Source organism: Hymenobacter montanus (genome assembly GCF_014699115.1).
Taxonomy (GTDB): domain Bacteria; phylum Bacteroidota; class Bacteroidia; order Cytophagales; family Hymenobacteraceae; genus Hymenobacter; species Hymenobacter montanus.
Genome location: NZ_JACXAD010000026.1, coordinates 33192 through 59186, shown reverse-complemented (window position 1 = coordinate 59186; position 25995 = coordinate 33192). Strand labels below are relative to the sequence as shown.

Here is a 25995-nt window from a genome sequence, read left to right as displayed (position 1 = left end):
TACCACTCGAATAGGATACCATAGGCTTAATTAAGCCATAGATGTGAACCTTCGTGGTCATCATGCCCAATATATAGTGGCGGCCGGCGGCCAAAACTTAGATTGGGGAGTACCCGCGAAATTTTGCAGCAGGGTGTAAGCAGCAGCACCGTGAATTGAGGCAAGGCAGCCAGAATTTCTGCGACTGATAAAGCTATATTATCCAGTTCCCAGCAACCGTAATGGTTACTTAAGTTGGAGGTCCTCGATGATGGCTCGGATTTTTTCCTGGGCCAAGCGGGTAGCCAGGTCAAAGTCGACCACGGAGCGCAGGGGTTGTTTTACGCTGAAGTAAAACTTGATCTTGGGCTCGGTGCCGCTGGGGCGGGCCGATATCTTGCTGCCATCCTCGGTGAGGAACTGCAGCACGTTGGAGCTTTCCAGGCCGGTTTCGGTGGTCTGACCCGTGCGCAGGTCGTGGATGCGCCCGGTGAGGTAATCCCGGATTTCCACCACTTTCAGGCCGGCGATGGTGGCGGGAGGGTTGGCCCGTAGCGCGGCCATCATCTCCTGAATTTCTTCGGCACCCCGCTGGCCTTTTTTAGTGAGGGAAATCAGGTCTTCGACGTAGAGGCCGTATTGGGCGTACATCTGCACCATTTCCTCGTAGAGCGTGCGGCCCTGGCTCTTGGCCACAGCGGCCATTTCGGCCACCAGAGCGCAGGCCGAAACCGCGTCTTTGTCGCGCACGAAGTCGCCGATGAGAAATCCGTAGCTTTCCTCACCGCCGCCAATGTAGGTTTCCTGACCTTCGAGGTCGCGGATGAGGCCGGCGATGTACTTAAAGCCGGTCAGGGTCTGGTAGCTCTTCACGGCGTGGTTACGGGCGATGTCGCCCAGAATCTCGCTGGTCACGATGGTGTACACGATAAAATCGCGCGGCGTGGCCTGGCCGGCGCGGTGGCGGGCCGAGAGCAGGTAGTACGTGAGCAGGGCCGCCGTCTGGTTGCCGTTGAGCAGCACCCACTCGCCTTGGTTGTTTTTCACGCCCACGCCCACGCGGTCGGCGTCGGGGTCAGTGGCGAGCACGAGGTCGGCGTTGGTAGCCTGGGCTTGGTCGAGGGCGAGCTGCATGGCGCTTTTCTCCTCGGGGTTGGGCGACTGCACCGTGGGGAAGTTGCCGTCGGGAGCCGCCTGGGCGGCCACCACGTTCACGTTAGTAAAGCCGAACTCGGCCAGGGCCTGCGGCACCAGGGTGATGCCCGAGCCGTGCAGCGGCGTGTACACAATGCTCAGGTCATGCTGCGCCGCAACGGCAGTCGGGTTGATGCACAGCTGTTTGACCTGGGCCAGATAGGCCGCGTCAACCTCCGCGCCGATGCGCCGAATTCGGGTTTGGTCGGCCTCGAATTTCACTTCCCCAACGCTGGCAATGGCGTTTACTTCGTTGATGATGTTCTTGTCGTGCGGCGCCACCACCTGGGAGCCGTCGGCCCAGTACACTTTAAAGCCGTTGTACTCTTTAGGATTGTGCGAAGCCGTGATGACGCAGCCGCTCTGGCAGCCCAGGTGGCGAATGGCAAACGATAGCTCCGGCGTGGGCCGCAGGTTTTCAAATAAATAAACGGTGATGCCATTGGCCGAGAAAATCCCGGCGACGGTTTCGGCAAACTGGCGGCTGTTGTTGCGCGAGTCGTGGGCCACGGCCACTTTTATTTCCTGCCCCGGGAATTGCTGATTCAGGTAGTTGCACAAGCCTTGGGTGGCCATGCCTAGGGTGTAGCGGTTCATGCGGTTCGAGCCCGCGCCCATCAGCCCGCGCAGGCCGCCGGTACCGAATTCGAGGCTGCGGTAGAACGCGTCGTTAAGTAAGTCGTCTTGATGCTGCGCCTGGAGCTGGCGAATTTCGGCCTGGGTATCGGCATCATAAGCGGGGGTCAGCCAAGTGTTTATTTGGCGCTGAATCTCGGGAGCAAGGGGCATGAGTAGGAGCGAGCGAATGAAAGGGCAAAATTGAGAATACGAAAGTAAGAGCGGGGCGGCTACTGGGCAGCCAGCGGCATCTCCGCTTGGGGCCGTTGCGTCCCTTCCAAAGCGGTCTTACTTAACCGGTGGCCGAAAAGCGCCTCGTTGGCCGCCGAACTTTGAACCCGCGCCCAACTGCCAGCCGAAAACATCAACTGCTTGATGGCCTAATTTAGATTCCTGCTTGGAATGCGTTTTCGTATAGACCGAATAAAGCCCTGGTTGCTAGATCTAGTTCTAGCAGCCAGGGCTTCGGAAGGGGGATTGAAAAAGTTTATAGCCTACTATGTGACGCGGGCCCATCGGCAACTAATGCCTGATGGCGCGAGCGGAGTGTCTCGACGCCCGCCCGCGCCTTTTGCCGTACATGTTAAGGCTCAACGACCAGTTTCTGGGTCTGGGTTTGGGTGCCTTGCCGCAGGTGCAGCACGTACAGGCCGGGGGCCAGGCCCCGGACGTCAAAGCTCAGCGATTGGGCCCCGGCCGCGACGGTTTGGGAGCGGGCGCGTAGCGTGCGCCCCGTGATATCGGTCAGGTGCAGCCTCACCTCGCCCGCTTGGGCGGCGGTGAACTGCACCGTGCACTGTGCCGCCACGGGGTTGGGGTAAACCGTCAGCGGCTCGAGCCCGGCAGCCGTGCGGGTTTGCAGGACTACCGAGGGCCCGGACTCAGGATACAGGGGGCTGAAGGGGCGGATGTGGTAGCCCAGGTTGAGGGGGGCGGGCTCGCGCCAGAGGGTGGAGAGTTCGGTGAACAGCGCCTGCCGGGCGGCCAGCAGCTGGGGCTGGCCCCACACCGAGTTCACATCTTGCACTGAGGCGGGCAGGGCCCGCCAGCGCACCAGCGTGGCCGACGAACCGGCCGTGGGCGAGGGATTGCCCTCGGATCCCTCGCGGAAGCCCGCGTCGGGGATGCTGGGGTTGGACGGGGGCCGCCAGAAAACGTTGTTGTCGCCCTGGTAGGTATCGCGGAACTCCACCATGGAGCCCGTGCCCCCGTGGGTACCGATGTAGTCCCGCGGCCAGGTGTCGAACAGTAACTGGATATTATTTGTGTTCAGCGTGCCGATGGTGCTGTTGCGGACATTCCAGCGCCAGGTGGTTTCGATGCCCGGGATGTTACTGATCATTTCCCCGACCCGCCCGCTGTTCGACACCATAACCTGTATGCCCGGGTCGTTGAAGGCGATGGTGGAGTTGGTGATGCGCACGTTGTGGCCATCGAAGCTGAGCCAGCCCAGGGAGTTGTATACCGAGCGCAGCCGCGAGACGGTGAGCCCGTCGCTGATCTCCCAGTTCATGCCCTCCTGGCGGTTGCCAGCCACCAGGGCTTGGTCCACCGTCACGTTTTGGCAGTAGACGTCGAACCAGAGTCCGGCGAACATGTTGCCCACGCTTTTGTAGCGCCGCACGGTCACGTTCCGGGCGAGGCCGAGCTTCATGCCGGCCGCATCAAAGTCGTTGGTGAAGCCCAGCTCGTAGGACTTCCAACCGTTCCAGTTGGTTTGCACGTCTTCGAGGAGTTCATTCACGGGGGCGCCGCCGATGCCCTTATAGCCGTTCTCATCGGCCGTGCAGCGGCGCACCGTGGCTTGTGAATTGGGCAGGCCCAGACCGCCGCCGACGTTGCGGTCGAAGTGGCAGTCTTCGATGAGCACGTTGCTGCTGTTGCCAAACAGCAACCCCGGGCCGAAGGCCGTGGCGCAGCCCGTGACGGTGAGCTTGCGCACCACTAGGTTCTTGACCTGGTAAAACTTGAGCACGGCAAAGTCGTTGTTGTCGGGGCGCATGGCCCCTTCCACCACGTGGCCGGCCAGCACCATCCCGGCCGGGGGATACAACACGACGCGCCCGTTGTCCTCGTCGACCCAGAAGCGGCCGGGCCGCAACTCCGCCGCGCTGCGCACCTGGCTCAAGGGCTTGCCATCGATGTAAAACCCTTCCTTGCGCAAATCACTCATCCCCGTGGGCTCGTTCGTGCGGAACGGGTTCCTAATTTCGCCCCAGCGCTTGGTCCAGGGGGTCTGGAAGCAGTTGGCCACGCCCGCCGCCGGGGTCCACTGCGGGAATACATCGGCCCCGCTGAGGATGACCCGATCCGGGACCGTGCCCTCGATCACGAGCGGGGGCGTGTCGGCATTCTCGCCGTGGACACTCATGCCGTTCCCGTCGCCTTCGCGGTAGGTGCCCGGGTGCACCAAGAGCTTGGTGCCGGTGCCGGCGCGCACTTGGGTCCAGGCCCGCTCCAGGGCGGCCATAAAGGAGGAATAGGGTTGGGCCGCCGTCCCCGGCCCGGTGGGCGTGGCCGCCGGATTCTGGTTGTCGACGTGTAGGATACTGGTCACGCGGCTCTCATCGACGGAGGACTGAGCCCAGGCATTAGGTAAAGCAGCGAATAACCCGCCAAGAATAAGGCATAAATGTTTCATATAAGTTTGGGAAAAAGTGAATACGGGTAGACATGATAGATAGAATAGAGAGTATCAAGAAGACCGTCACACTGCCACCAATTGCTGAGGCAGCCAGGTAGCGACGGGGTGACAATGCAATGTAGTGGTTGAGGTAGCCAAGCGGCACTACATCGAAGAAACTGGCGGCGACCAACGCCACTGTTGCAAAAGCTCCGCCCCGCGGTAGTTACCACGGGGGATTTGGTGGTGAACCAGCCGGTCGCTGGTTTGTTTGGGTAGCTGGCAGCAGGAGGCCTGTACTTTTCCGCCGCTTCGGCCCCAAGAAATTGATGAGATCTCGGGGCCGAAGCGGCGGTTGAACAGTGCTTGGCGATAAAGCTACTAAATTTGAGCGAATTAAGCTAGCAGCAGCGTTGTTAGGCAGGAGCAGCTGGCGGTGAGGCGTATCAATATATAAAGGTCCTTCCTGCTTGCTCCTTGTTCCGTCACGGCTGCCCCGCGTGCGGCTGGCCGCAACTTACAAATTGCCCCGCAGTGCTTGCTCGCGCTCAATGCTTTCGAACAGGGCTTTGAAATTGCCTTTGCCGAAGCTCTTGGCCCCTTTGCGCTGAATGATTTCGTAGAACACGGTGGGCCGGTCTTCCACGGGCTTGGTGAAGATTTGCAGGAGATAGCCCTCTTCGTCGCGGTCGACGAGCAGGTTCAGGTCTTTCAGCGATTGCAGGTCCTCGTCGATCTGGCCAATGCGCTCGAGCAGGTCTTCGTAATACGTGCCCGGCACCGAGAGGAACTCCACGCCCCGGCGGCGCAACTCGGTCACGGTGGCGCGGATGTCGTTGGTGGCGATGGCAATGTGCTGCACCCCGGGCGAGTGGTAGTAGTCGAGGTATTCCTCGATCTGCGACCTTTTCTTCCCTTCGGCCGGCTCGTTGATGGGAAATTTCACGTAGCCGTTGCCATTGGATACGACCTTGGACATCAGGGCCGAATACTCCGTGCTGATGTCGTCGTCGTCGAAGGTGAGCAGCAGCTTAAAGCCCATCACGTCCTCGTAGAATTTCACCCACTGGTTCATCTCGCCCCAGCCTACGTTGCCCACGCAGTGGTCGACGTGCAGCAGGCCCACGGGGGCATCCTGCGGAACGGAGCTGCTTTTGGCCACGAACCCCGGCATGAAGGGCCCCGAATAGTTGCCGCGCTCCACGAAAGTGTGAACACTCTCGCCGTAGGTATAAATGCCGGCCAGGGTAACCGAGCCGTGCTCGTCCTCGATGGTGTAGGGCTCGAAAGCCACTTTGGCCCCGCGTTTAGTCGTTTCCTCAAATGACTTGCGGGCATCGTCGACCCACAGCGCCATTACTTTTACGCCGTCGCCGTGCTGGGCTACGTGCCGGGTAATATCGGAATCGGGTAGGAGCGAAGTGGTGAGCACGAGCCGGACTTTACCTTGCTGCAGCACATAGCTGGCTCGGTCGCGCAGGCCGGTTTCGGGGCCGGCGTAGGCAACCAGCTCGTAGCCGAACGCAGCCTGGTAGTAGTAGGCGGCCTGCTTGGCATTGCCCACGTAGAATTCGATGTGGTCGGTACCTTTCAGCGGAAGGAAGTCCTGGGCAGATTGGGCCAGCACTTCGGGCGAGGTCATGGTGTGCATGGGTGATTATGGGTTAGAGAGAAAAGCCAATGATATTCGGGTAAAAATAGCAATTGATCTAGCATTCAGCCAGCATTGGCTACGGGAGCGCGCAGCGGCGGCGCATGTTTAACAAATCGTTCCCATTTTTGTAGCGAACCCTCCGCCTTAGCGCCCTATGAATACCGAAGAAATGAACCGTGCCCTCGTGGCCTTAATTGAGAAGAAAGCCGAGTTGCACACCCTCAAATACGACGATGCCCGCTACGATGAGGTAGAAGAAGCCCTGCACGACCTGGAGGACGACTTCAACGACGAGTATGGCGAATTCCTCGAAAAGGCCCTCGACAAGGTGCACACGGATCTAAAGTCGGACACCGACGTGCTGTTGCCCACGGCCTATTTACCCAGCACCCCCGGCTCCACCCCCTCACCCAAAGAGGGCGTCTGGGTTGATTCGGAAAGATACCCCGGTAAAGAAGCCCGCATCACGCTCGTCCCCAATCCCGTACGCATCATGCTCACGGTGGGCAAGCAGGTGCAGCAGGAACTATGGAAGGCCTAGTTGCGGCCCTGAGCGGCCAGCGGCACTAATTGAGTGGCGGGTGTGCCCCCTACAGCTTATTTGCGCTAGGGTGGGCAGACATTGATTAGAACATCACTCCCCGTCTCGTTTATGTTTATTCCAGGCCATCAGGTTGGGCTGATCGAAGGCTGAAGGCCTTGGTGCCCTGGCTACCGCCGCGTCCGGCCCAGTACTTCGACCTGTACAACCGCCCCCGGAATAAGCAGCCTGCTACAACTCAACAATCAACCAGTGCTCTACCGAATTGCCGAGGTGGCCGACTGGCAGCAAGCGCTGGACAGTGGTTTTTTCGTCAGTGCCGACCTCGCGGCCGAGGGCTTTATTCATTCCTCGCAACGGCACCAGATACTGGAAACGGCCCGCCGATATTATGCCGGGCGGGCCGATTTGGTTTTGTTGGAGTGGGACGAGGAAGTCCTCGCGGCGGCCCACATCCGTGTGGAGCGCGAATGGGTGGCCTCGCGGGGCGAAGCCTTTGCGCACGTATTCGGTCCGGTGCCGCTGGCCGCGGTGCGCCGGCATTGGCCATTCGAGCCCGATGGCGCTGGCCAATTTCAGCTGCCGTCGGAATTACGATTTTGAGAAGAAACGAGAGTGCGTTTGCAACTAAAACCGCTTCACCAGGCTCATCTGCTCATTATTTACCTCTTTTGCCACATGCGACTTCTTCGTTTTCTTAGTTGTGCCCTGAGCTTAGGAGCGGCGGCGCTAACGGCCTGCGCGCCCTCGTACATGTTAACCATGCGCCCCAGCAAAGGAACCGGCCTGTGGGCCGATGGAGCCGAAGCGGCCCACCGGCAGAACGATAGCCTGGAAGTGCAGGTCAGCTTCGTGCGCTACGAAGAAGACAAGATGGTGTTTGCGATGGACTTCCATAACAAGACTCGCCGGCCATGGGTGGTAGGCCCAAAGGATTTCTACCTGCAGCCCGTGCTCACGCAGCCGGTAGCTTCTAGGGCAGTATCGTACCTGCCTGCCGGGTTGGCGGCCTTCGACCCCGAAGTGCAAATTCAGGCGCTGACCAGCCGCGTGAGTGAAGAATCAAAGGCTGCTACCAATGTCGGGACCAACGAATTGCTGACGAGCCTGAGCCACGGAGTGGAAAACCTCGCCGCCCTAAAAAAGAAAGAAACCAAGGAGCAGGAGCAGGCCCGCGAAACCAAGCACCAGAACGAAAACAATTACTACACACGCCAGCGCCTGGAGGCCGCCGCAGCGGCCGACCAGCACCGGGCTCAATTAGAGGAGTTGCGGTCGACTTACTTGCGCCGTAACACCGTGGAGCCCGGCCAACGCATACGGGGTTACGTGTCGTTTCCACGCGCCGACATAGCCGACTTAATTCGGGTATCGGCTCCCGGCCTGGCCGAGGGCACCACGCTGGACTTTATCCAAACCCGCGTTGGGCCAAAGTGAGCCATGAACCAAATTTTTAACCAAGGCTACTTATCGTGCCGGCTAAGACCGGCAGCCTAGCTCCCGCGCCTGGCGTAGCACCTTCTACGCACAGCGGTCCGTCGGCTGGTCTATGGGGCGGCCAGAGCTGAACTTCTGAGGCGGGTACGTTTAATACCCTAAGGGGTACCATACTAAAAGGTGTATATGTACTGGGTTCGTGCCAGCAGTTCAGGAATGGCCGCATCGGGCACAGCCGGATAAATACACGTTAGGGGGGCGTAGCCAAATCTACTTGGGCGCCGGATATGGCCAGGCTAAAATGGTGGCAGATTAGATAGTGCGGCTGCCGAAGTAGAGTGCCTGAGGCCCGCTTGTTACAAGACCCGTGTTGGCTGATTAGTAGCGTGGCCAGTGCCCAATAGTTCTATAAACGATGAAATAATCACGGTTGATGTCATTGAAGGCCAAGGCAAAAGGCCAAACCCCAGCGAGGTTCAAAGTACGAGCACGGAGGCAACTTTTTTGATTCTTCGCCACGACCTTGGATTTTCTTAGAAAAAGAGTAGATTTGAGGGCAGAAAGTTTCAATAAACTTTGCTGCTGCTGTATATTTCATATTTTCCTCACCAACCCTTTTTCATTTTCTAAAACTTTTACCTGATGACAAACTCTTACATCGCGCTCTGGCGGAAGCTGGGGCTTGCTACGTTGCTTGGTCTTGGCAGTGTAGCCACAACGCAAGCACAGTTTCTGAATTATCCGACCTCGCTAGCCGTTAATACGGCCGGTACTTACACCGATTTGGGAGCCACCGGTACTGCTATTGCGGTTGCGAACAACGATAATGCTATATCGTCTCCCCAAAGCATTGGCTTTACATTCCTCTACGACGGGGTGGCTTACTCAAACTTTGTCCTAAGTACGAATGGCTTTATCAAGCTCGGTGTTAATGCTCCTTCCAGTAATATGCTCCTCAATGCTATTGGTAGTGGCAATGATCTTGATAAGGACATTATCGCAGCTATCTCGAACCTGGATCTTTATGGCGCTGCTGACCAAACGGCCAACCCCACGGGATTTCGGGTAGCAACCACTGGTACGGCGCCAAACCGCGTGTGCACCATTCAGTTTAAGAATCTGCGCGACTACAGCTCGCCTGGCCCGCCGGTGGTGCCAGCGCAGTTTGCTACTATGCAGTTCCAAATTCGGCTGTTTGAGGGAACTAACAATATCGAACTAGTCTACGGCACTTGGACCGCAACTACTGGTACTGCTACCGGCCAGCCGGCAGTTATTGGCTTGAAAGGCTCGTCGATAGCGGCTAGCGACCGGGTATTGGCCCTGAAGCCTGCCAGTGCCACGCCTTGGACCGCTACCACCTTCGACCAGCCAGCCGCCTTACAAGCGCACTTCATGCGTAATACTTTCTTGCCAGATCCCGGTCGTACGTACCGCTTCGTCGCCGGGCCGCCACTGCCCGCTAACGATGCCGCCGCCCAGGTAATTTATTCATTAGGAAAGGCCCCGGTTGCTAGCCCACAAGTAGTACAAGCAGTGGTACGCAACGCCGGCTCGGCAGCCCTCACTAACCTAAACGTGACGCTGAACGTGACCGGCGCCAACACGTTTACGAACACTAAAGTCGTGCCTTCGCTGGCAGCAGGGGCATCTGCCACCGTCTCTTTTAACGCCTTTACACCTACCACGACCGGCAATAATACGTTGACGGTAACGGTACCAGCTGATGCAGTGCCTGGTAATAACTCCAAAGCGTATACGCAGGTGGTAACAGCCAATACATTTAGCTACGCTAACAATGCCACTCCCGACCCTGCCGGTAGCGTAGGATTTGGTCCTACTACCACGGGGGCTCTTATAGCCAAGTTCAACACACCAGTGGCACGTACCGTTAGTGCTGTAGGAGTTTGGCTAGAAGGTGGCGCTAACACAGTTGGCCGCACCGTGTATGGTGTAGCCGTAAACGCAGCTGGCGCTGTACTCGCGCGTTCTGCTGACTATGTCGTTCAGACTGCTGACATCGGTCGAACCAAATCCTTCGTTTTCAACACTCCTGTTTCAGTAGCAGCCGGCGACTTTTACGTGGGCATGGTACAGACCGCCGCTCCTGCTGGTGGCAGTGGTTATTTTCCTGTGGCAACTTTGCCTGAATCGCCTACGCGTTCGGGCGCGTTCTTCACCATTGCTCCTTTCACCGCTGCAGGTGGGACGCTAAGTGATGCTGCTGTATCTAATCTCGGCGCGTTTGTAATAGATGCCCAAACCGCGGTGGTGCTAGGCACATCGAAAGCCCTGAACCGGGCCGTGTGGATGTATCCTAACCCCTCAACGGGCTTGGTGAAGCTGGAAGTGCGCGGTGCCAACGCCAAGGACAACCTGCAAGTAAATGTGGTGAACATGTTGGGCCAGCAGGTTTACACCACGTCGCTGAAAGACAACTTCATCAACGAGGTGAACCTTTCCAGCTTAGCCAATGGCATGTACCTGCTCAAGGTGCAGACGGGTAATGAATTTACTACCCGTCAGCTAACCATTGCCAAGTAAGCTCACCTGACGACTTTCTTGCTAAAAGAAAAGGGCAGCCATCATGGCTGCCCTTTTCTTTTGTAAACCAGGTTCCTAAATGCCTTTCATAGTCTATGCTGATGCCTTAGGGCAAGCTTTTACCAGAGTACGCTTAGGCTGCGGGGTGAGCGTTGAGAAACTTTCTCTTTGCCGATTCATATAAGCACGGCTTGGGTTAAAAGTTTAACTCAGAAGCCACCTTAGGATGAAATAGTTACCTTAAATTATGAGGTTTAACTTCAGTTAACTTCCTGCTCCGTGCAAATTGCGAAGAGGGAGTAGGCTACGGCGGGAAAGGCAGGAGCGGTTTTCGTAGCAGGTAGCAAATTCCCGGGCCTCTTTGAGCCAGCCCAAGGAATGTTTGACTCGGTGGAGGCTGGCGTACATCTTCACCTTATCAGCCCCTTAGTCGAGGCGATTCTTCCTGGCCATCGCCGTATTGCGTAGTTCCGCGCTTCTCTACCTGTATCGCTCCTTATGCCTGCTCGCTCTCTGTTTTTTGCTTTTGTGCTGTGGCTGCCGCACTCTGTCGCCCTGGCTCAGACCCCCGCCGATACCACCCACACCGTAGCCTTGCCCGAAGCCATGGTAACCGGCTACGGCCAACAATTGCCGCTACGCCGCACCGCTGCCGCCGTGGGCGTAGTTGACGCCCGCACAATCGAGCAGTTCAGCCCCGCCGCGCTCACGCAGGCCGTGAACACGTTGCCCGGCGTGCGGCTCGAGGAACGGGCAACGGCAAGCTACCGGCTCAGCATTCGGGGCAGCACGTTACGCTCGCCCTTTGGCGTGCGCAACGTGAAAGTGTACTACAACGGCATTCCCTTCACCGAAGCTAGTGGCAGCACGCCCCTGAATTTGCTGGATCCTGCCATTGTTGGCCGGCTCGAAGTGCTCAAAGGCCCCGCCGGAAGCGTGTATGGCGCCGGCACCGGCGGAGTGGCCTTATTCAGCACACCGGAGGTAGCGGCCGGTTCCAGCCGGGTGGCGGTTGGGGCCACCGTGGGCAGCTACGGGCTGCGCCGCAGTACCATCATTGCCGAAACCGGCAGCACCACCGCCAGCCTGCGGGCGCAGTACGCGCACCAGGAACTAGCGGGCTACCGCGAGCAAAGTGCCCTGCAGCGCGACGTATTTGCGCTCGATGCGCGCCAGATGCCCAGCGCTAAAACCACGCTCGCAGTCCATCTGCTCTACACCGACATCAATTACCAGCTACCCGGCGGCATTACCCGGGCGCAGTTTACGGCCAACCCGCGCCAGGCGCGGCCCGGCACGGCCACGGTCCCCGGCACGGTGGCGCAGCAAGCCTGCTATGCTTCGCGCACGGGCCTGCTCGGCCTCACGCATGAACACCGGTTCGCGGACCGCCTCGCCCTGCAAACCACATTTTACGGCAACGGCACGGCCATTCGTACCCCGTACCTGTCCGATTATGAGCGAAATACGGCCCTGGGCCTGGGTGGGCGCACCGTGCTGAGCTACCGCCCCGTCCTGGCCGGGCGAGAGTTGCGACTGCAAGGCGGTGCTGAGTTTCAAGGCAGCTTTGCCGATGGTCGCAGCTATGAGAACAACCGCGGTACGCCGGGAGCCCTGCGCTACGATGATGAAATCAGCATCAGTACCGGCTTCGTTTTCGCGCAGGCCGACTACGATCTACCCGCCGCTTGGCTGCTGACTATTGCCGCCAGCTACAACCGCCTCCGCTACCGTATCGCGCGGGTGAGTGCCGCCGCTGTTCGTCCCAATAGCTACCAGTTTAGCCGTAGCTTTCGACCAGAAGTGTCGCCACGGGTGGCTTTGCTGAAGGAGTTTAGCCCCCAGCTGTCGGTGTACGCCAGCGCTAGCACCGGCTTCTCGCCGCCGACGGTGGAGGAAATTCGGCCGTCCGATGCCAGCCTGAACGCCACGCTGCAAGCCGAGCGCGGCACCAGCTACGAGGTAGGAGCCCGGGGCAATTTCTTTGCCACCCGGGTGCGCTACGAGGTTAATGCATTTGATTTTGAGTTGCGCCAAACCATTGTCAGCAGTACGACCGACCAGGGCATCGTCGTGTTCCGCAATACGGGCCGCACCCACCAGCGGGGCCTCGAAGCAGCCTTAAGCGGCTGGCTGTGGCAAACGGTAGCTCCTGGCCCGGAGAAAGCCAGTACCTCCGGTCCGACCACCTTAGCCGGCCCGACTGGCCTGCGGGCCTGGGCCAGCTACGCGTACAATAACTTCCGCTTCGGCAGCTACTCCAGCGGTGGGCTCGACCTGCGCGGCAATCGGCTCCCGGGTACCGCGCCCCACACTTTCAGCGGAGGGCTCGATTTTAGCCACCCGACGGGCTTCTATCTCAATCCGAGTGGGAGCCACCAAGCCCGCGTGGCACTCAACGACGCGAATACCGATGACGCGCCAGGCTACTGGGTGTTTGGGGTGCGGGGGGGCTGGCGGCGCATCCTGGCGCACCATTTCGAAGCCAATGCTTACGCGGGCATCGACAACGCTGCAAATCGCGATTACAGCCTCGGCAACGACCTGAATGCCTTTGGTGGACGGTATTTTCAGCCTGCCCCGGGCCGTAGCTGGTACGCGGGGGCACAGGTGGGCTGGCAGTGGTAGGGGAGACGGAGTTGGCCCTTGCTGAGCTGGCGTTCAGAGGAGTTGGGGTGTTCGCGAATAGCCTGTTAATCCGAAAAGCCCCGACTCTGAGCAGAGCCGGGGCTTTTCAAGCACTAAATAGTCCTTCGGTCGTAATCAAATAAAGCAGAACGCTACAGTTACTGAGGTGCTGCTACTTAAAAAACGATTGCCATAATAAAAGGTGGGTTACGGAGAATCCGGATTCACCTGGTTGCCGGTTTGGCGAAGGTCGTTAGCTTCCGTGCGCAACAAGTCTAGTTCGGACCCTGCTCTTCGGGAAGCGTGAAAGCGCGGTCGCTGGGGTCGGTTAGCTCGCGGGGGAGGTTTTCATCCGACGCCCGTGCCGGACCGGTTGAAGTGCGCGCTTCGCGATCCATGCGCAGAGAATCATCCTCCTGATCGGCTTGCGTTTGACCGCCGGAGGGCTTATTGTCGTCTACTATTTGGCCGTAGGTTTCGGCCTCAAGCATGGGGGTGGAAGCACCATCGCCAGCATTAGGGTCTTGGGTGGGGGTGTCGTGCTGGTCAGAATTTTCAGGAGACATAAAGAAGAGCAATTAATGATGAGCAGAGAGCAGCTGACTAATGAGCAACACTCGTTGGTATTTACCAAGGGCTCGTTGGCATTGCTTATTAGTAGCTGACTAATTAGTCTTGGTTGTCTTTGGTGCTGGCCGATTCCTCGCGGGTGTTGTGGGTGCCGCCGCCCGCGTAGCGGGGGTCGTCCTGTGCCCAAGCCGTGCGTAGCTCATCGTAGTTCTCGTCTTGCGTGGCTCGAACGGCGGCCGGATCCTGGTTTTGCTCGATGTGGCCGGGCTGATCCAGGGGGTTGTTGGGGGCGTTGCGGGCGTCGCGTTCCCGGCTGCGTAATTCGCTGAACTCGTCCGGGTTGTCGTTCGAGCCGTCGCGCCCCGCCGAGGCATTCGCAGTGGTTGCCGAGGCGTCGGAGGCCCCGTGCGACACGCCGCCGAAGTCGCCGTAGTTGGGGCTGCTGGCATGAATAATCGGGTCGTTCGGGTTGGGACGAGCCGTAGCGGCGCGGTCTTGTTGGTCCTGAGGGCGAAAATCGTTGGCCGGCGGCAGGGGAGTGTTTTGCGTATCCATGAGGAAGAAGAAAGAGAAAAACCAAACGGGCCGAGCCCGTATTTTAGCTAGTGTACGTAGGGTGTACGCAATCCGGCAGTTGCCGTTCATCTCTACGCCGGGCAACCTGACTTCCCCGGCCCTTCAGTTTCTGAAAACCGGGCTATCCTTAACATGGTGCCATCACCAACATAGTGGGTCTGAACCCAGACGGAGGGAGCCCATCGTTGCTTTTTTGGTAGGCTAAGCTCGTCTGCGCTTAGCCACAGAAAGCCCCGGCTCAGCTTAGAACCGGGGCTTTTTACATTATTAAGTAGTCACTCAAACCAGAACAAATTCCTTACAGTGAGTCGCGGTTGCCACAACCTTTCATCTCACTATCAGTGGCTACTGGATTACCACCCGGCCGCTGTATTCGACATCGGCGCAGCTCACGCGTACGGCGTAGATGCCGGCGGGTAGGCCGCTCAGGTCGAGCTGCGTGGCTGCGGTGGCGCTGAGCTGCGTAGTGCGCTGGCGTACGGGGCGGCCCAGCAGGTCGAGCACGGCCACGGCAGCGGTGCGGGCTGTGGGCAAGCCGGGCAGGCGCAACTGTACGGTGCCACTGGTGGGGTTAGGATACATTTCGAGGGCGTTGCGCAGCCCCGTGGCGGCCCGGTTAGCCGTGAGAAGAGGGCAGACCGAGCTGCTGTAGCTGCCCACGCCGGCAAAGTTATCGGCTCCCAGGGCCGACCAAGTGGCACTGCCGTAAGGACCATTCCAACGACCTCCCTGGCTAGTAGTGGGCTGGCGCACGAGGCTGTTGTTCATGGTCGAACCACTCGTAACGCTCCAGCCGCCACCACTGGGAGTTCGGCCAATCAGGCCGATGACGTCCAGCGTATCAGTTCCATCAAACAAGGCTAAAGAGTGCGCCCCGCTGAAATAGCAGACATTGGATAGCAAATCCACTTCGGGCGCTACCACAGAGCTGGTCAGACCCGTGTTGCCGATGACGTAGACATCGCCGGGTGCGATGGTGCCGGTAAGGGGCTGGCTGAAGCCAGGAGAAGAGTTGCCAGGCTGGTACAGCACCACGCGCTTGCCGGTCAGCGGCATGGGGGAGGCGGTGGGATTATATATTTCCAGGACTTTGGTGTTGCCTGTATTCGACTCAATGTACTGCGAGAAATACAGCTTGGTGCAGGGGGCCCCGACTGGCGGGGTATCGTCGTTCATGATGGTGAGCACGTGAGCATTGGGCACGCCCCGAGTGATACTGGCATCGGAAGGGGTGCCCAACAGCAGGCGCACCGTTTCGTTGGGCTCGTAAGTAAGGTCACCCACCACGGTCACAGCCACCGGCTGGGTAAGAGCCGCAGCACTGGCGAAAGTGAGCGTGGGGGTGCTCAAGGTATAATCAGTAGCTGGGGTGGCGGTGGTGCCGGTGGCATCCACGGTCACGGGCACCGTGATAGGAAAGGTAAGGGTACCGGGGTTGGTCAGGGTAACGTTGGTGGTGTAGGTGCTGGTGCCGGTATTGCCCTCCGAGGCGCTGCCCGTCGCGGCGGCAAAAGCCAGGGTCGGCGCGGGCCCGTCGTCGTTGGTGAGGGTAAGGGTGTGGACGCTGGGGCTGCCCACGCTGTTGCCGGTGCTGGGGTTGGCCAGGGTCAGGACTACCGTTTCATCGCCTTCGGGCTGGGTATCGCCATTTACGGTCAGGGTTACTGTCTGGCTGGTAGCGCCCGCCGGGAACGTAACCGTAGTGGGCGAGGCAAAGACGAAATCGGTGCCGCTGGTGGCCGTCGAGTTGGCTGCATCCACGCTCACTTGCACCGTGACGGGGGCCGTGGCGGCGGGGCTCAGGTTCACCGTGAAGGTATAGGTACTCGGGCCGGTGTTGCCCTCGGCGCGGGTGCCGCTGGGGGCCGCGAAGCTAAAAGTGGGGCCGGCGGGGGCCAGGTTCCAGGCCGTGGCTACCGTGGCCGGGTAGGCAATGTAGGGATTGAAATTGCCCTGGCTGGCGGCTACCCGGTTGTTGCGTTCAATTTCGCGGGCGTCCACCGGGTCGGCCAGGTGCCAGCGGTATAGGGTCGCCAAGTCGGCCAAGGCCGTAATAACGCCCTTGCCGGGGTCGAAACCTTCGTTGGCGTGCATGGTGTAGAAGTAAAACGCCGCGCGGGCGAGGTTGCCCTTGTGGTCTTCGCGGGGCTCAAACTGGCTGTTGGTATCCTCGCTGTATTCGTCGATGTTGCTGGTTGGGATGGTCGTCAGACGGGTGGTGCCCCGCAGCCAGCCCAGCGTGCTGGCATCGGGAACGTCGGCAAACGGGTCGGAGCCGCGGTCTGAGTTCCACTGAATGCGGGTGGGAAAGAGGTGATGGATGTCGGAGCGCATCCGCACGACTTCATCAAACCACGACTGCGGGATGGAGTGCTCGCAGTTGATGTCGGTCACCACGTCAGGGTTGGTGCTGGTGGCATTGTAGGGCACGTTTTCCGTATATCCCGAATACACGCATGTCACCTGGTTATTAACGTTGTCGACGTAGTTATACATTCGGCCACGCGCCGCATTGTAGCTGAGCACCACGCGTTTGCCATCATACCAGTTGGCGCGGTACCAGTCGCGCAGGGCTACTCCTTGCAGGTTAGCCGGCGGCGCGGGCGGCATTGGCGGCACCGTTTGCGCCCGAAGGGCCGCCGGCAGCAGGCCCAGCACTACCAGCAAGGAAGGGAAGAGGTTTTTCATGAAGAAATAAATAAGGAAGCAAAGAGTGGGGTGGAAAAACAGGAAGAGCAGTAAAAATCGGAGGGCACTGAATCACAAAGGTAAAACCTGGCCGGGTGCCATTGATCCTTCGTGCATTACCATAACAAGAAGACTTGCGTCGTACTTTCGCTCACCCATTTTTTCTCCCCCCTTCACTCTTACCGTCATGTCTGATATCACTCCTACCGAGCTCCACCAGCGCCAGCAGGCCCACGAAAATCTCACCATCATCGACGTGCGTGAAACCTGGGAGCACGAGGAGGGCCGGATCGCCGACGCCCAAAACATCCCACTCAACACTCTTCCCGATAAGCTCGACGACCTCGCTGAACTGAAGGATCAGGAAATTATTGTGCACTGCAAAGGCGGTGGCCGCTCGGCCTCGGCTAAAGCCTACCTCACCCAGCAGGGTTTTACCAACGTGCGCAACCTTGTTGGCGGCTACCAGGCCTACCTGGCCGCGGGTATTTAGGGCAGAGCCTGGCCTTCTTTGGTTCCGTCAAACGTGGCTGCGTCGTAGGCGGAATATTGGCTGGTTTATCGCAGGAAGCAATTTCTTATTCGGGAATCGCATCACGGCCACGAAGGCTGGCCGTGGCCAACCAGCGAAAAAAAGACATTGGTCCGGAGGAATAGCTCTTCGTTAAGCTGCGCCAGAAATCTAGCTTCTCGGCGGCGGTACCTGCAGCTTGCCGTCGGCCGCGTACGCCAGCTCGCCGCGGTCTACCAACTCGCGCAGGGTGGCCGTGACCGCCGCCGCCTGCTGGGGCGCGAAGGACGCCAGCAGTTCGCGCGGGGTTTGGGCGGTTTGACGAAGCCGCTGCAGCACCGGCTCGTGCAGTGTAGCTGCTTCGGTTGCCGCCTGGGCAGCCTTCTTCTCGGCCAGGCAGTGGTCGCACACCCCGCAAGGGGCCGGATCAGCTTCGTCGAAATACGTGAGTAGCAGCTGTTGGCGGCAGCGGCCCCCCGCCAGGTACTGGGCCACGGCGTTGGTCTTGTGGCGGGCCAGGTCGCGGGCCGCCGTCATGCGTACCTGGTCGATGGGCAGCTTCGACGCCTCGAAGCGTGGCGTGGTAAACATGGCCTGCGGCGACTCTTGCCGGGGATGGTAGTGCAAAATGCCGGCCGTGTGCAGGTAGCGTAGCTGCTGGCGTACTTCCGTCACGCTCCGGCGCAGGTGGGTAGCCACTGCGTTCTCCGAGATGGGTTGGAAATCGGTAAACAGCTCGCCGCCGTGCAGTCGCAGCAGTGCTTTTATTAGCAAGTCGTGTTGGGCATTGGCCACCTGAAAGGCGTACAAGTCCTGATGGTTCAGGATCAGGTGCACCCGGGCCGGGCTGTTGACTGCCTCGTTTAATTGCACAAATCCCTCGCGCTGCAAAATTCTCAAGGTATTATGCGCATCCACCGCCCGGATGCGGTAGGTTTCGGCAAACTGTGGGAGGTCGAAGTCAAACGCGGCCAGCTCACCGCCGCCCACCGCCGTGCGCGAGTAGTTGGCCAGGGCCTGGTACACGCGCCGCACCGTGTCGAGTGGGGGGAACGATTGGTTGGTGCGGTGGCGTAGGTCATCGGCATCGTTGGGGCCGGCCAGCAGCACGGCAAAGGCGTAGTGGCCGTCGCGCCCGGCGCGGCCCGCCTCCTGGTAGTAGGCCTCCAGCGTATCGGGAGCGTCGAGGTGGGCCACCAGGCGCACATCAGGCTTGTCGATGCCCATGCCAAAGGCGTTGGTGGCCACGATGAGCCGGGTCCGGTCGGCAATCCAGTCCTGCTGTACCTGAGTGCGCTTGTCGGCCGGGAGCCCGGCGTGGTAGGCGGCGGCGGCGAACTGATGCTGCTGCAGGAACGCGGCCGTTTCTTCCGTTTGCCGCCGGGTGCGGGCGTACACAATGCCGGTTTGCGTGGGCCCTACGCCGCGCACCACTGCCAGCAGTCGGCGCAGCTTGTCCTCGGTGGGCAGCACCGAGTACGACAGCCGGGGCCGGGCAAAGCTCTGTCGAAAAACGTTGTGGCCGGCCCGGAACTCCAGCTTGGCCACGATATCCGCCTGCACCTGGGCCGTGGCCGTGGCCGTGAGAGCCACAACCGGCACGTCCGCGGGCAAGAGTGCCCGCAGTTCCGCAATGCGCAGGTACGGGGGCCGGAAATCGTAGCCCCACTGCGAGAGGCAGTGGGCCTCGTCCACAGCCAGCAGGCCCACGCTCATCTTCGCCACCCGCACCTGAAACAACTCCGTGAGCAGCCGCTCGGGCGACACGTATAGGAATTTCACCGCCCGGCCGTACACGCAATTGTCCAGCGCGTGGTCAATTTCCTGGTGGCTCATGCCAGCGTAAATGGCTTCCGCCTTTAATCCCCGCCGACGCAGATTGTCGACCTGGTCCTTCATCAGGGCAATAAGGGGCGACACCACGATACAGAGGCCCGGCCGTGCCAGAGCCGGCACCTGGAAGCAGATGCTCTTGCCGCCGCCAGTAGGTAGCAGCGCCAGCGTGTCGTGCCCGGCCAGTACGGAATTGATGATTTCCTCCTGGCCGGGCCGGAATGCTTTATGGCCCCAGTGGTCGCGCAGCAGGGCCAGGGGCGAAGTTTGGGGGGCAGGAGAGGGCATAGGGCGAAGATACTGCGCCAGAGAACCTGTCCCCTGAAAATACTGCCCGCGCGTTTCCAATAAAGGTGAGATATCACATCTGTTACCGATCCACTTACCCGGAACTATTAGAGGCTATCGGAAAAGCGTTTAGGTAGGCTAAGAACGAAACTGGGCGTCTGTACCTCGTGGCCGGCTGGGGTTTCGTTACAGAGAGCGGGCCTTGTCCGAAGTCAGGCGGCACAGACGCCTTAGCCAAGCGGCCGCATGTCGCAGACACGTGCCGGCGTTACTTTCTCTATGGCTTACTGGTAGAATGAAAAAGCCGGCCGTATTATATACGGCCGGCTTTTTCATTCTTGATACGTGACGGGTTTCCGCGCTTCGTTGCAAATGCGCAGGAAGCATTTTCAGGGCGCGGGTTTACGCTGCTACCTTCTCGCCGTTCTCGCGGTCATCAATGGCCTTGCGGAGCTTGGCGATGGCCTGGATGGCGCGCTCTTCGTCCAGCCGGTTGATGTTGAGCAGCATCTTGGTTTTCTCCGGACGGGTAATTACCGGGTGGTTGAGCAAGCGGATGATTTCTTCTTTCTGCGAAGCCGTAGCGTACTGCACCGGCGCCACCTGCTCGGCGGCTACTGCGGGTACCTCGGCGGGCAGCACCTGCATGGCAGGTACAGGCTCCGCAACCGCCATCGGAGCGGGAGCGGCAACTGGCAGGTTGGTGTTGTAGTCCATCTCCTCGGCGGGGGTGGGCTCGTAGCCAGCGGCGCGGATGATCCAAGCCAGGCAGTTACGGTAGGCTTTGCTAATGGCGCGGGTCTGGGCCATGCTCATGATGGCGAACTCCTGGTAGAATTTCTTGCCGCTCTCCTTGCTTGAGCACACGGCAAAGCCGGCCCCTACGGTAAGCTGGTGGCGAATATCGAATAGTGTCACCTTAGCCTGGTATTTTATTTCCTGGTCGCTGCTCACGTTGATGACGTGTTCGATAATGGGCACGATGCCCAGGCGTGAGCCAGCGTACTGCCAGCCTTCCACGTTCACGAACTCCTTGCCTTGCACATTCGTGGTAAGCTGGTTTTCCTTGATGAACTTAGCGAGGTCCTTCGCCAAATCCAGCGTCTCATCGGAGCGGCTGATGTCGTAGCTCTCGACTTTAACTTTCTTGGTAGTTTCCTTGGTGGTTTTGGTGGCCTCGGTCATGGCTGTGCTTTTTTAATGTGTCCAACTGATGTTCGGATTAATAACCCAAAGATAAAGGTAAAGGTGCCAAAAAAGCCAGAAATTTTAGTAAATTTTGATATTGATTATCAGTTAATTATGTGCGAAATCAGATTTTATTAAAACTAATGAGGTTGGGAAGACGGCGAATGGATAGGAAAACCGGTCACCGAGGCTCTGATTAGTCCATTACCGAAGAGCCGGACTGACGGTTGATGCCGCACCCAGAGTAAAGTAGGTTCAGTAGTTTGTCGACACGCCCTGACTGCTCTTATCCAGAAGGCTAGAAGTACCTTATGCTAAGCAACACCCCTGGCTCGCCCATTACGATTGAGCTACTAAGCCATGCGCTTGCTGGGTGCGGCCAACCAAAGGTTGACAACACTAGCAGCACCCTCTTTTACTAATGGTCTTATAAATTTGAGTAGCACTTTGATGCTACTCACCCACCAGGATGCGCCCGTCCCGCATGATAATCTTGCGGTCGGCCATTTCGGCCAGCTGGTCGTTGTGCGTCACGATGACGAAGGTCTGGCCCAGCTCTTTGCGTAACAGAAAGAAGACCTGGTGAAGTTCCTGGGCATTTTTGGTGTCGAGGTTGCCGCTGGGCTCGTCGGCGAAGATGATTTCGGGCGAGTTGATCAGGGCGCGGGCCACCGATACTCGTTGCTGCTCACCGCCGCTCATCTCGCTGGGCTTATGGTCGGCCCGGGACTCCATATTCAGCATGCCCAGCAACTCGCGGGCCCGAACGCGGACTTCCTTTTCGGAGCGCCCGGCCAGGTAGGCGGGCAGGCACACGTTTTCGAGGGCCGTAAACTCAGGTAGCAGATTGTGAAACTGAAAGATGAAGCCAATGTGCCGGTTGCGAAACCGCGCCAGGTCGTTGCGACCCAGACTGGTAACCGACTCTCCATCAAACAGCACCTCGCCCGAATCAGGGCTGTCGAGCGTGCCGAGAATGTGCAGCAAGGTGCTTTTGCCCGCTCCCGAGGAACCGACAATGCTTACGATTTCAGACTTTTCAATCGTTAGATCGATGCCTTTGAGCACGTTCAGAGCATGGTAGCTCTTATGAATGTTGATAGCTTGCAGCAACGGAGGCGGCCAGAAACGTGGAGGGTGTGCAGTCCCGGCAAAGCTACGCACAATCCCGGCGGAGCCGCGCGTGGCGCCCCGGGCTTTCAAGTTGTTCCAGCCCCTAAGATGTTGCCTTTGATTGGCTCGCGTTCCAGCACCAGCCTGTCGCGGCCGGGCGGGCCCACTGGTATGGGCCGTAGGACCATGCAGCGCGGTGCGCCCCTTTATCGGCCACATTGCACGCCCCTGGGGCAATCCCGGTGCGCCGCCGTACTTTCGCGGCAACAACGGCCGGCAGCGGGCCACCAAGTCGCATCACCACCCCTTTACCATTTTTATGAACATTCACGAATATCAGGGTAAGGAAATCCTGAAAAAGTACGGCGTACGCGTGCAAGAAGGCATCGTCGCCGACACGCCCGAGGAGGCCGTGGCGGCCGCCGAGAAACTCAACGCCGAAACGGGCACCAACTGGTACGTCATCAAGGCGCAAATCCACGCCGGCGGCCGGGGCAAAGGGGGCGGAGTGAAGGTGGCCAAAAACCTGGAACAAGTAAAGGAGCTGGCTGGCAACATTATCGGCATGCAGCTCATCACCAAGCAAACCGGCCCTGAAGGCCGCAAAGTGCACAAGGTACTAGTAGCCCAGGACGTGTACTACCCCGGCCCGGCCGAGCCCAAGGAGTACTACATGAGCGTGCTGCTGGATCGCGGCCTGGGTAAAAACGTCATCATCTACACCACCGAAGGCGGCATGGACATCGAGGAAGTGGCCGAGTCGCATCCCGAGAAAATCCACCGCGAACACATCGACCCCGCCGTGGGGCTGCAAGGCTTCCAGGCGCGTAAAATCGCGTTTAACCTGGGCCTGGAGGGCGAGGCGCAAAAGGAAATGGTGAAGTTCGTCACGGCCCTGTACAAGGCCTACGACGAAACCGATTCCAGTATGTTCGAAATTAACCCCGTGCTGAAAACATCGGACAACAAGATCCTGGCCGTAGACGCCAAGGTGACGCTGGACGAAAACGCGCTTTACCGCCACAAGGACTTTATGGCCCTGCGCGACCTGAACGAGGAAGACCCGCTGGAGGTGGAAGCCAGCAACAGCAACCTGAACTACGTGAAGCTCGACGGCAACGTGGGCTGCATGGTGAACGGGGCCGGCCTGGCCATGGCTACCATGGACATCATCAAGCTCTCGGGCGGCGAGCCGGCCAACTTCCTCGACGTCGGAGGTGGCGCCAACGCCCAGACCGTAGAGGCTGGCTTCCGCATTATTCTGAAGGACCCGAACGTGAAAGCCATCCTGATTAACATCTTCGGCGGCATCGTGCGGTGCGACCGCGTGGCGACCGGCGTGGTGGAAGCCTACAAAGCCATCGGTGATATTCGCGTGCCCATTATCGTACGCCTGCAAGGCACCAACGCTGAGGAAGGCGCCCGCATCATCGACGAAAGCGGCCTGAAAGTCTCCTCCGCCGTGCTGCTGAAGGATGCGGCCACTCGCGTGAAAGAAGTATTAGCCGCCTAGCGCCTGCTGGTAAACGGCCCCTAATCAGCAGCATTGTTAAGAGCCTGTTGCGTAAGTAACAGGCTTTTTTCATGGGTTTCGCTTCGAAGGTCTGGTGTATATAATAGCTTCCGGTCTTGCTTCTCAAGTGCTGCGGTCCGGGCGGCATCGCATTGTCTTGCTGTTATCGCATCAAGATCAGCTACTTACTTAAGCGCGATTTAAATCACGCGGAGAACGCTGGTGATGAAGCCGGCGAAGTTGAATAATGTGAGCGGCCTGGGAAATAAAAGAGCCGCGTAGCAGTCATACTTCACTGAGTACGACCGCCACGCGGCTCCTCTTTAGGAGGCATAGGGTGCGGAGCTTAAACAAACGACCGCCGATGGGACGGCGCGAACGGGCAAGCTCCCACTTCACCCGCCGAGGCCCTTAAGGAGCTTAGTGGGCCGCCAGAGCCGCGTTCTGAGTTTCCTGGACGCCGCCTTTGTCGGCTACGCCGGCGTTTTCAGCTGCTTCTACAGGAATGGCTTTGCCCATCACGCGCAGCTCCACCTCCATGTTGCCGCGAGTGCCAACCGAGTACGGGCAAATTTTGTGGGCTTGGCGCACCATGGCAATTGCTTTGTTTTCGTCGAATTTCTTTAAATCCACGTCGAGAACGGCGCTCAAGCCGTAGCCGTCGCCTTCCTGGAAAAGGGTAACCGAACACTGCACGGTGCTTTCCTTATCGAGGGCGTCGCCGGCGCGCTGGGCCGTAACGAGCAAGGCCTGCTGAAAGCACGAGGCGTAGCCGGCGGCAAATAATTCTTCGGGGTTGGTAGCGCTCTTTTTGCCACCCAAACTTGCGGGAGCTGACATTTCCAGGTCGATAACGCCGGTAGAGGAGCGCACGTGGCCGCTGCGGCCACCAACGGCCGTAGCATCGGCCGTGTACAGGTTCTTTTTCATGAAGGATAGGTAAAAGGTTGAGGATTTCAACGGGAAAGTACTGCTGACTTAACTACTTTTACCCCGGTTGGGTTGTGCGAGCCATCCTGAAGCCGCAAGGAATTGTGAGCCCAGGTTTGGTCGAAGGCGTTTTTGCGGCTACTTTTGCAGTCCTATCCCGTCCCGGTGATGTCGTACAACGGATAGTATGAGAGTTTCCGAAGCTCTTGATCTAGGTTCGATTCCTAGCATCACCACTCAAGGACCCCGTTTGCGGCAAGCAGGCGGGGTTTTTCGTGCTCATAGCATGGCATCCGAGACGACTCCTGCTCCTGGCCACCTACTTTGGACTTCCTTTCACTTCCGGGTTGCACTAGTAGTGATGTTACGTTACAACTGAATCCGAAGAGCAGGAGCTGTTGAAATCTGGAGTAAAATAACTGCGAGAGTTCAGGGCTGGTTGCTGCGACCTCGATGAGCAAGTGAGTACCGCAACGAGGTTGCAGATCCAGCATTATTAAGTTGGCCCACGCTTACTGCTGCTTGCTGCACGAAATAGGTAGGTAAGCTCATTACAAACGGACCTGAAGGGCCTTTCTATCGACACCCGCAGTTTGTAGGAAGTGAGAGGGTATAGGTAGTTATTTAGATTATTGGAGTAGAGTTCAATTCAATAATTTGAAAGTCAAAGTTATTAAGGCTATTTAGTATGAACTTTCAAATTTTGTCTTAACCTATAACGTGAGCTATGCGTTGACGAGTTTATAAGGCCTAGATTTCAGCCACCAATTACTTTTCTTACCTATTTCCAGTACCCATGAACAAGAAACCACTTTTTGCCATCCTAGCCCTGACCGTTGCTCTTACTGCTCCGGCTTTCGCCCAAACCGGGACGACAACCAAGAGCGATGACGACAAAACCAAGACTACGGCGGACGGTATGACGACCAAAACGAAGATGGGGGATGATGGGAAAATGAAGGTCAAAGGCAAATCCGAAGCCGGCGACAAGATGAAAGCCAAAACCAAGCCTCGCAAAGGAGACTCGAAAATGAGCGCCGGGGCGACCAGCGCTGAAAGCACTGGTATGACCAGTAGCGCCAGCCCGGGTACCGCCACCGGCGGCGTAATGGTAGGCGGCGCCCTGATGACTCCCAACAAGGACATCGTCGATAATGCGGTTGGCAGTGCCGACCATACCACGCTGGTAGCGGCTGTGAAAGCCGCTGGCTTGGTAGAAACGCTGAAAGGTGCGGGTCCCTTCACCGTATTTGCCCCCTCCAACTCCGCATTTGATAAACTGCCGGCCGGTACGGTGAACTCGCTGGTAACCCCGGCAATGAAGCCTACGCTCACCAAAATTCTGACTTACCACGTCGTGCCCGGCCGCCTCACTGCTGCCACCCTCACCAATGGCCAGGTGCTGACTACCGTGGAGGGCGAGCAACTGACGGTAATGAAGAGCGGCAGCAGCGTGATGCTTAAAGACGCTAAAGGCGGCATGTCCACCGTGACTATTCCCGACGTAATCTCCAGCAACGGCGTGACCCATGTAGTTGACTCCGTGCTGATGCCTGCGAAGTAACGT

At 58.7% G+C, this 25995-nt stretch carries 18 protein-coding genes and 1 tRNA gene; 9 read left to right on the top strand and 10 right to left on the bottom strand.

Annotated features, from left to right (window positions below; translation table 11 throughout):
* Nucleotides 1–225: 225 nt before the first annotated feature.
* The 3 genes from IC235_RS19030 to hppD form a co-directional block, all read right to left on the bottom strand.
* On the bottom strand, nt 226–1962 hold the full coding sequence (locus IC235_RS19030; RefSeq protein ID WP_191006793.1) for a phospho-sugar mutase: 1737 nt from the start codon (nt 1960–1962) through the stop codon (nt 226–228).
* 412 nt (nt 1963–2374) lie between these two features.
* Nucleotides 2375–4432 carry a right-handed parallel beta-helix repeat-containing protein gene (locus IC235_RS19025; RefSeq protein ID WP_191006792.1) on the bottom strand — a complete coding sequence of 686 codons (2058 nt, stop codon included), beginning with the start codon at nt 4430–4432 and terminating at the stop codon, nt 2375–2377.
* 499 nt (nt 4433–4931) lie between these two features.
* Complete coding sequence (gene hppD, locus IC235_RS19020) at nt 4932–6065, bottom strand: 4-hydroxyphenylpyruvate dioxygenase (protein WP_191006791.1); 1134 nt, start codon at nt 6063–6065, stop codon at nt 4932–4934.
* Between the two features lie 157 nt (nt 6066–6222).
* On the opposite strand from hppD, the gene IC235_RS19015 reads away from it, so the two are divergent.
* From IC235_RS19015 to IC235_RS18995, 5 genes are all read left to right on the top strand, one after another.
* Nucleotides 6223–6609 (top strand): hypothetical protein, encoded by a 387-nt coding sequence (locus tag IC235_RS19015; protein ID WP_191006790.1) that lies wholly within the window; start codon nt 6223–6225, stop codon nt 6607–6609.
* Between the two features lie 252 nt (nt 6610–6861).
* Nucleotides 6862–7212, top strand: coding sequence for a DUF952 domain-containing protein (locus IC235_RS19010; RefSeq protein ID WP_191006789.1), 351 nt, complete (start codon nt 6862–6864; stop codon nt 7210–7212).
* Nucleotides 7213–7287: 75 nt separating this feature from the next.
* Nucleotides 7288–8046 (top strand): hypothetical protein, encoded by a 759-nt coding sequence (locus IC235_RS19005; RefSeq protein ID WP_191006788.1) that lies wholly within the window; start codon nt 7288–7290, stop codon nt 8044–8046.
* A 642-nt stretch (nt 8047–8688) separates the two neighbouring features.
* Complete coding sequence (locus IC235_RS19000; protein ID WP_191006787.1) at nt 8689–10590, top strand: T9SS type A sorting domain-containing protein; 1902 nt, start codon at nt 8689–8691, stop codon at nt 10588–10590.
* Between the two features lie 498 nt (nt 10591–11088).
* Nucleotides 11089–13218, top strand: coding sequence for a TonB-dependent receptor family protein (locus IC235_RS18995; RefSeq protein ID WP_191006786.1), 2130 nt, complete (start codon nt 11089–11091; stop codon nt 13216–13218).
* A 275-nt stretch (nt 13219–13493) separates the two neighbouring features.
* Here the strand turns inward: IC235_RS18995 and IC235_RS18990 are convergent, their stop codons facing one another.
* The 3 genes from IC235_RS18990 to IC235_RS18980 all read right to left on the bottom strand — a co-directional run bounded on the left by IC235_RS18990 (nt 13494) and on the right by IC235_RS18980 (nt 17052).
* Nucleotides 13494–13784, bottom strand: a complete 291-nt coding sequence (locus IC235_RS18990; RefSeq protein WP_191006785.1) for a hypothetical protein — start codon at nt 13782–13784, stop codon at nt 13494–13496.
* A gap of 103 nt (nt 13785–13887) precedes the next feature.
* Nucleotides 13888–14343 carry a hypothetical protein gene (locus tag IC235_RS18985; protein ID WP_191006784.1) on the bottom strand — a complete coding sequence of 152 codons (456 nt, stop codon included), beginning with the start codon at nt 14341–14343 and terminating at the stop codon, nt 13888–13890.
* A 366-nt stretch (nt 14344–14709) separates the two neighbouring features.
* Complete coding sequence (locus tag IC235_RS18980; protein WP_191006783.1) at nt 14710–17052, bottom strand: endonuclease; 2343 nt, start codon at nt 17050–17052, stop codon at nt 14710–14712.
* Between the two features lie 187 nt (nt 17053–17239).
* Between IC235_RS18980 and IC235_RS18975 the strand changes: the two genes are divergently transcribed.
* Nucleotides 17240–17545, top strand: coding sequence for a rhodanese-like domain-containing protein (locus IC235_RS18975; RefSeq protein WP_191006782.1), 306 nt, complete (start codon nt 17240–17242; stop codon nt 17543–17545).
* A gap of 189 nt (nt 17546–17734) precedes the next feature.
* On the opposite strand, the gene IC235_RS18970 is transcribed toward IC235_RS18975, so the two are convergent.
* From IC235_RS18970 to IC235_RS18960, 3 genes are all read right to left on the bottom strand, one after another.
* On the bottom strand, nt 17735–19684 hold the full coding sequence (locus IC235_RS18970; RefSeq protein WP_191006781.1) for a RecQ family ATP-dependent DNA helicase: 1950 nt from the start codon (nt 19682–19684) through the stop codon (nt 17735–17737).
* Between the two features lie 402 nt (nt 19685–20086).
* A complete protein-coding gene (locus IC235_RS18965; protein WP_191006780.1) occupies nt 20087–20869 on the bottom strand; it encodes a hypothetical protein in 783 nt (260 codons plus the stop codon).
* 456 nt (nt 20870–21325) lie between these two features.
* Nucleotides 21326–21985 carry an ABC transporter ATP-binding protein gene (locus IC235_RS18960; protein WP_191006779.1) on the bottom strand — a complete coding sequence of 220 codons (660 nt, stop codon included), beginning with the start codon at nt 21983–21985 and terminating at the stop codon, nt 21326–21328.
* A gap of 319 nt (nt 21986–22304) precedes the next feature.
* Here IC235_RS18960 and sucC point away from each other — a divergent pair, with 319 nt between their 5' ends.
* Nucleotides 22305–23498, top strand: a complete 1194-nt coding sequence (sucC, locus tag IC235_RS18955) for an ADP-forming succinate--CoA ligase subunit beta (protein WP_191006778.1) — start codon at nt 22305–22307, stop codon at nt 23496–23498.
* Between the two features lie 420 nt (nt 23499–23918).
* Here sucC and IC235_RS18950 read toward each other — a convergent pair whose 3' ends face one another.
* On the bottom strand, nt 23919–24428 hold the full coding sequence (locus tag IC235_RS18950) for an Ohr family peroxiredoxin (RefSeq protein WP_191006777.1): 510 nt from the start codon (nt 24426–24428) through the stop codon (nt 23919–23921).
* Nucleotides 24429–24592: 164 nt separating this feature from the next.
* Here IC235_RS18950 and IC235_RS18945 point away from each other — a divergent pair.
* Nucleotides 24593–24664, top strand: a tRNA-Arg gene (locus tag IC235_RS18945).
* Nucleotides 24665–25494: 830 nt separating this feature from the next.
* The gene (locus IC235_RS22270) at nt 25495–25992 is read left to right on the top strand and encodes a fasciclin domain-containing protein (RefSeq protein ID WP_223847417.1); all 498 of its coding nucleotides are present in this window, start codon (nt 25495–25497) and stop codon (nt 25990–25992) included.
* The last annotated feature ends 3 nt before the right edge of the window (nt 25993–25995 follow it).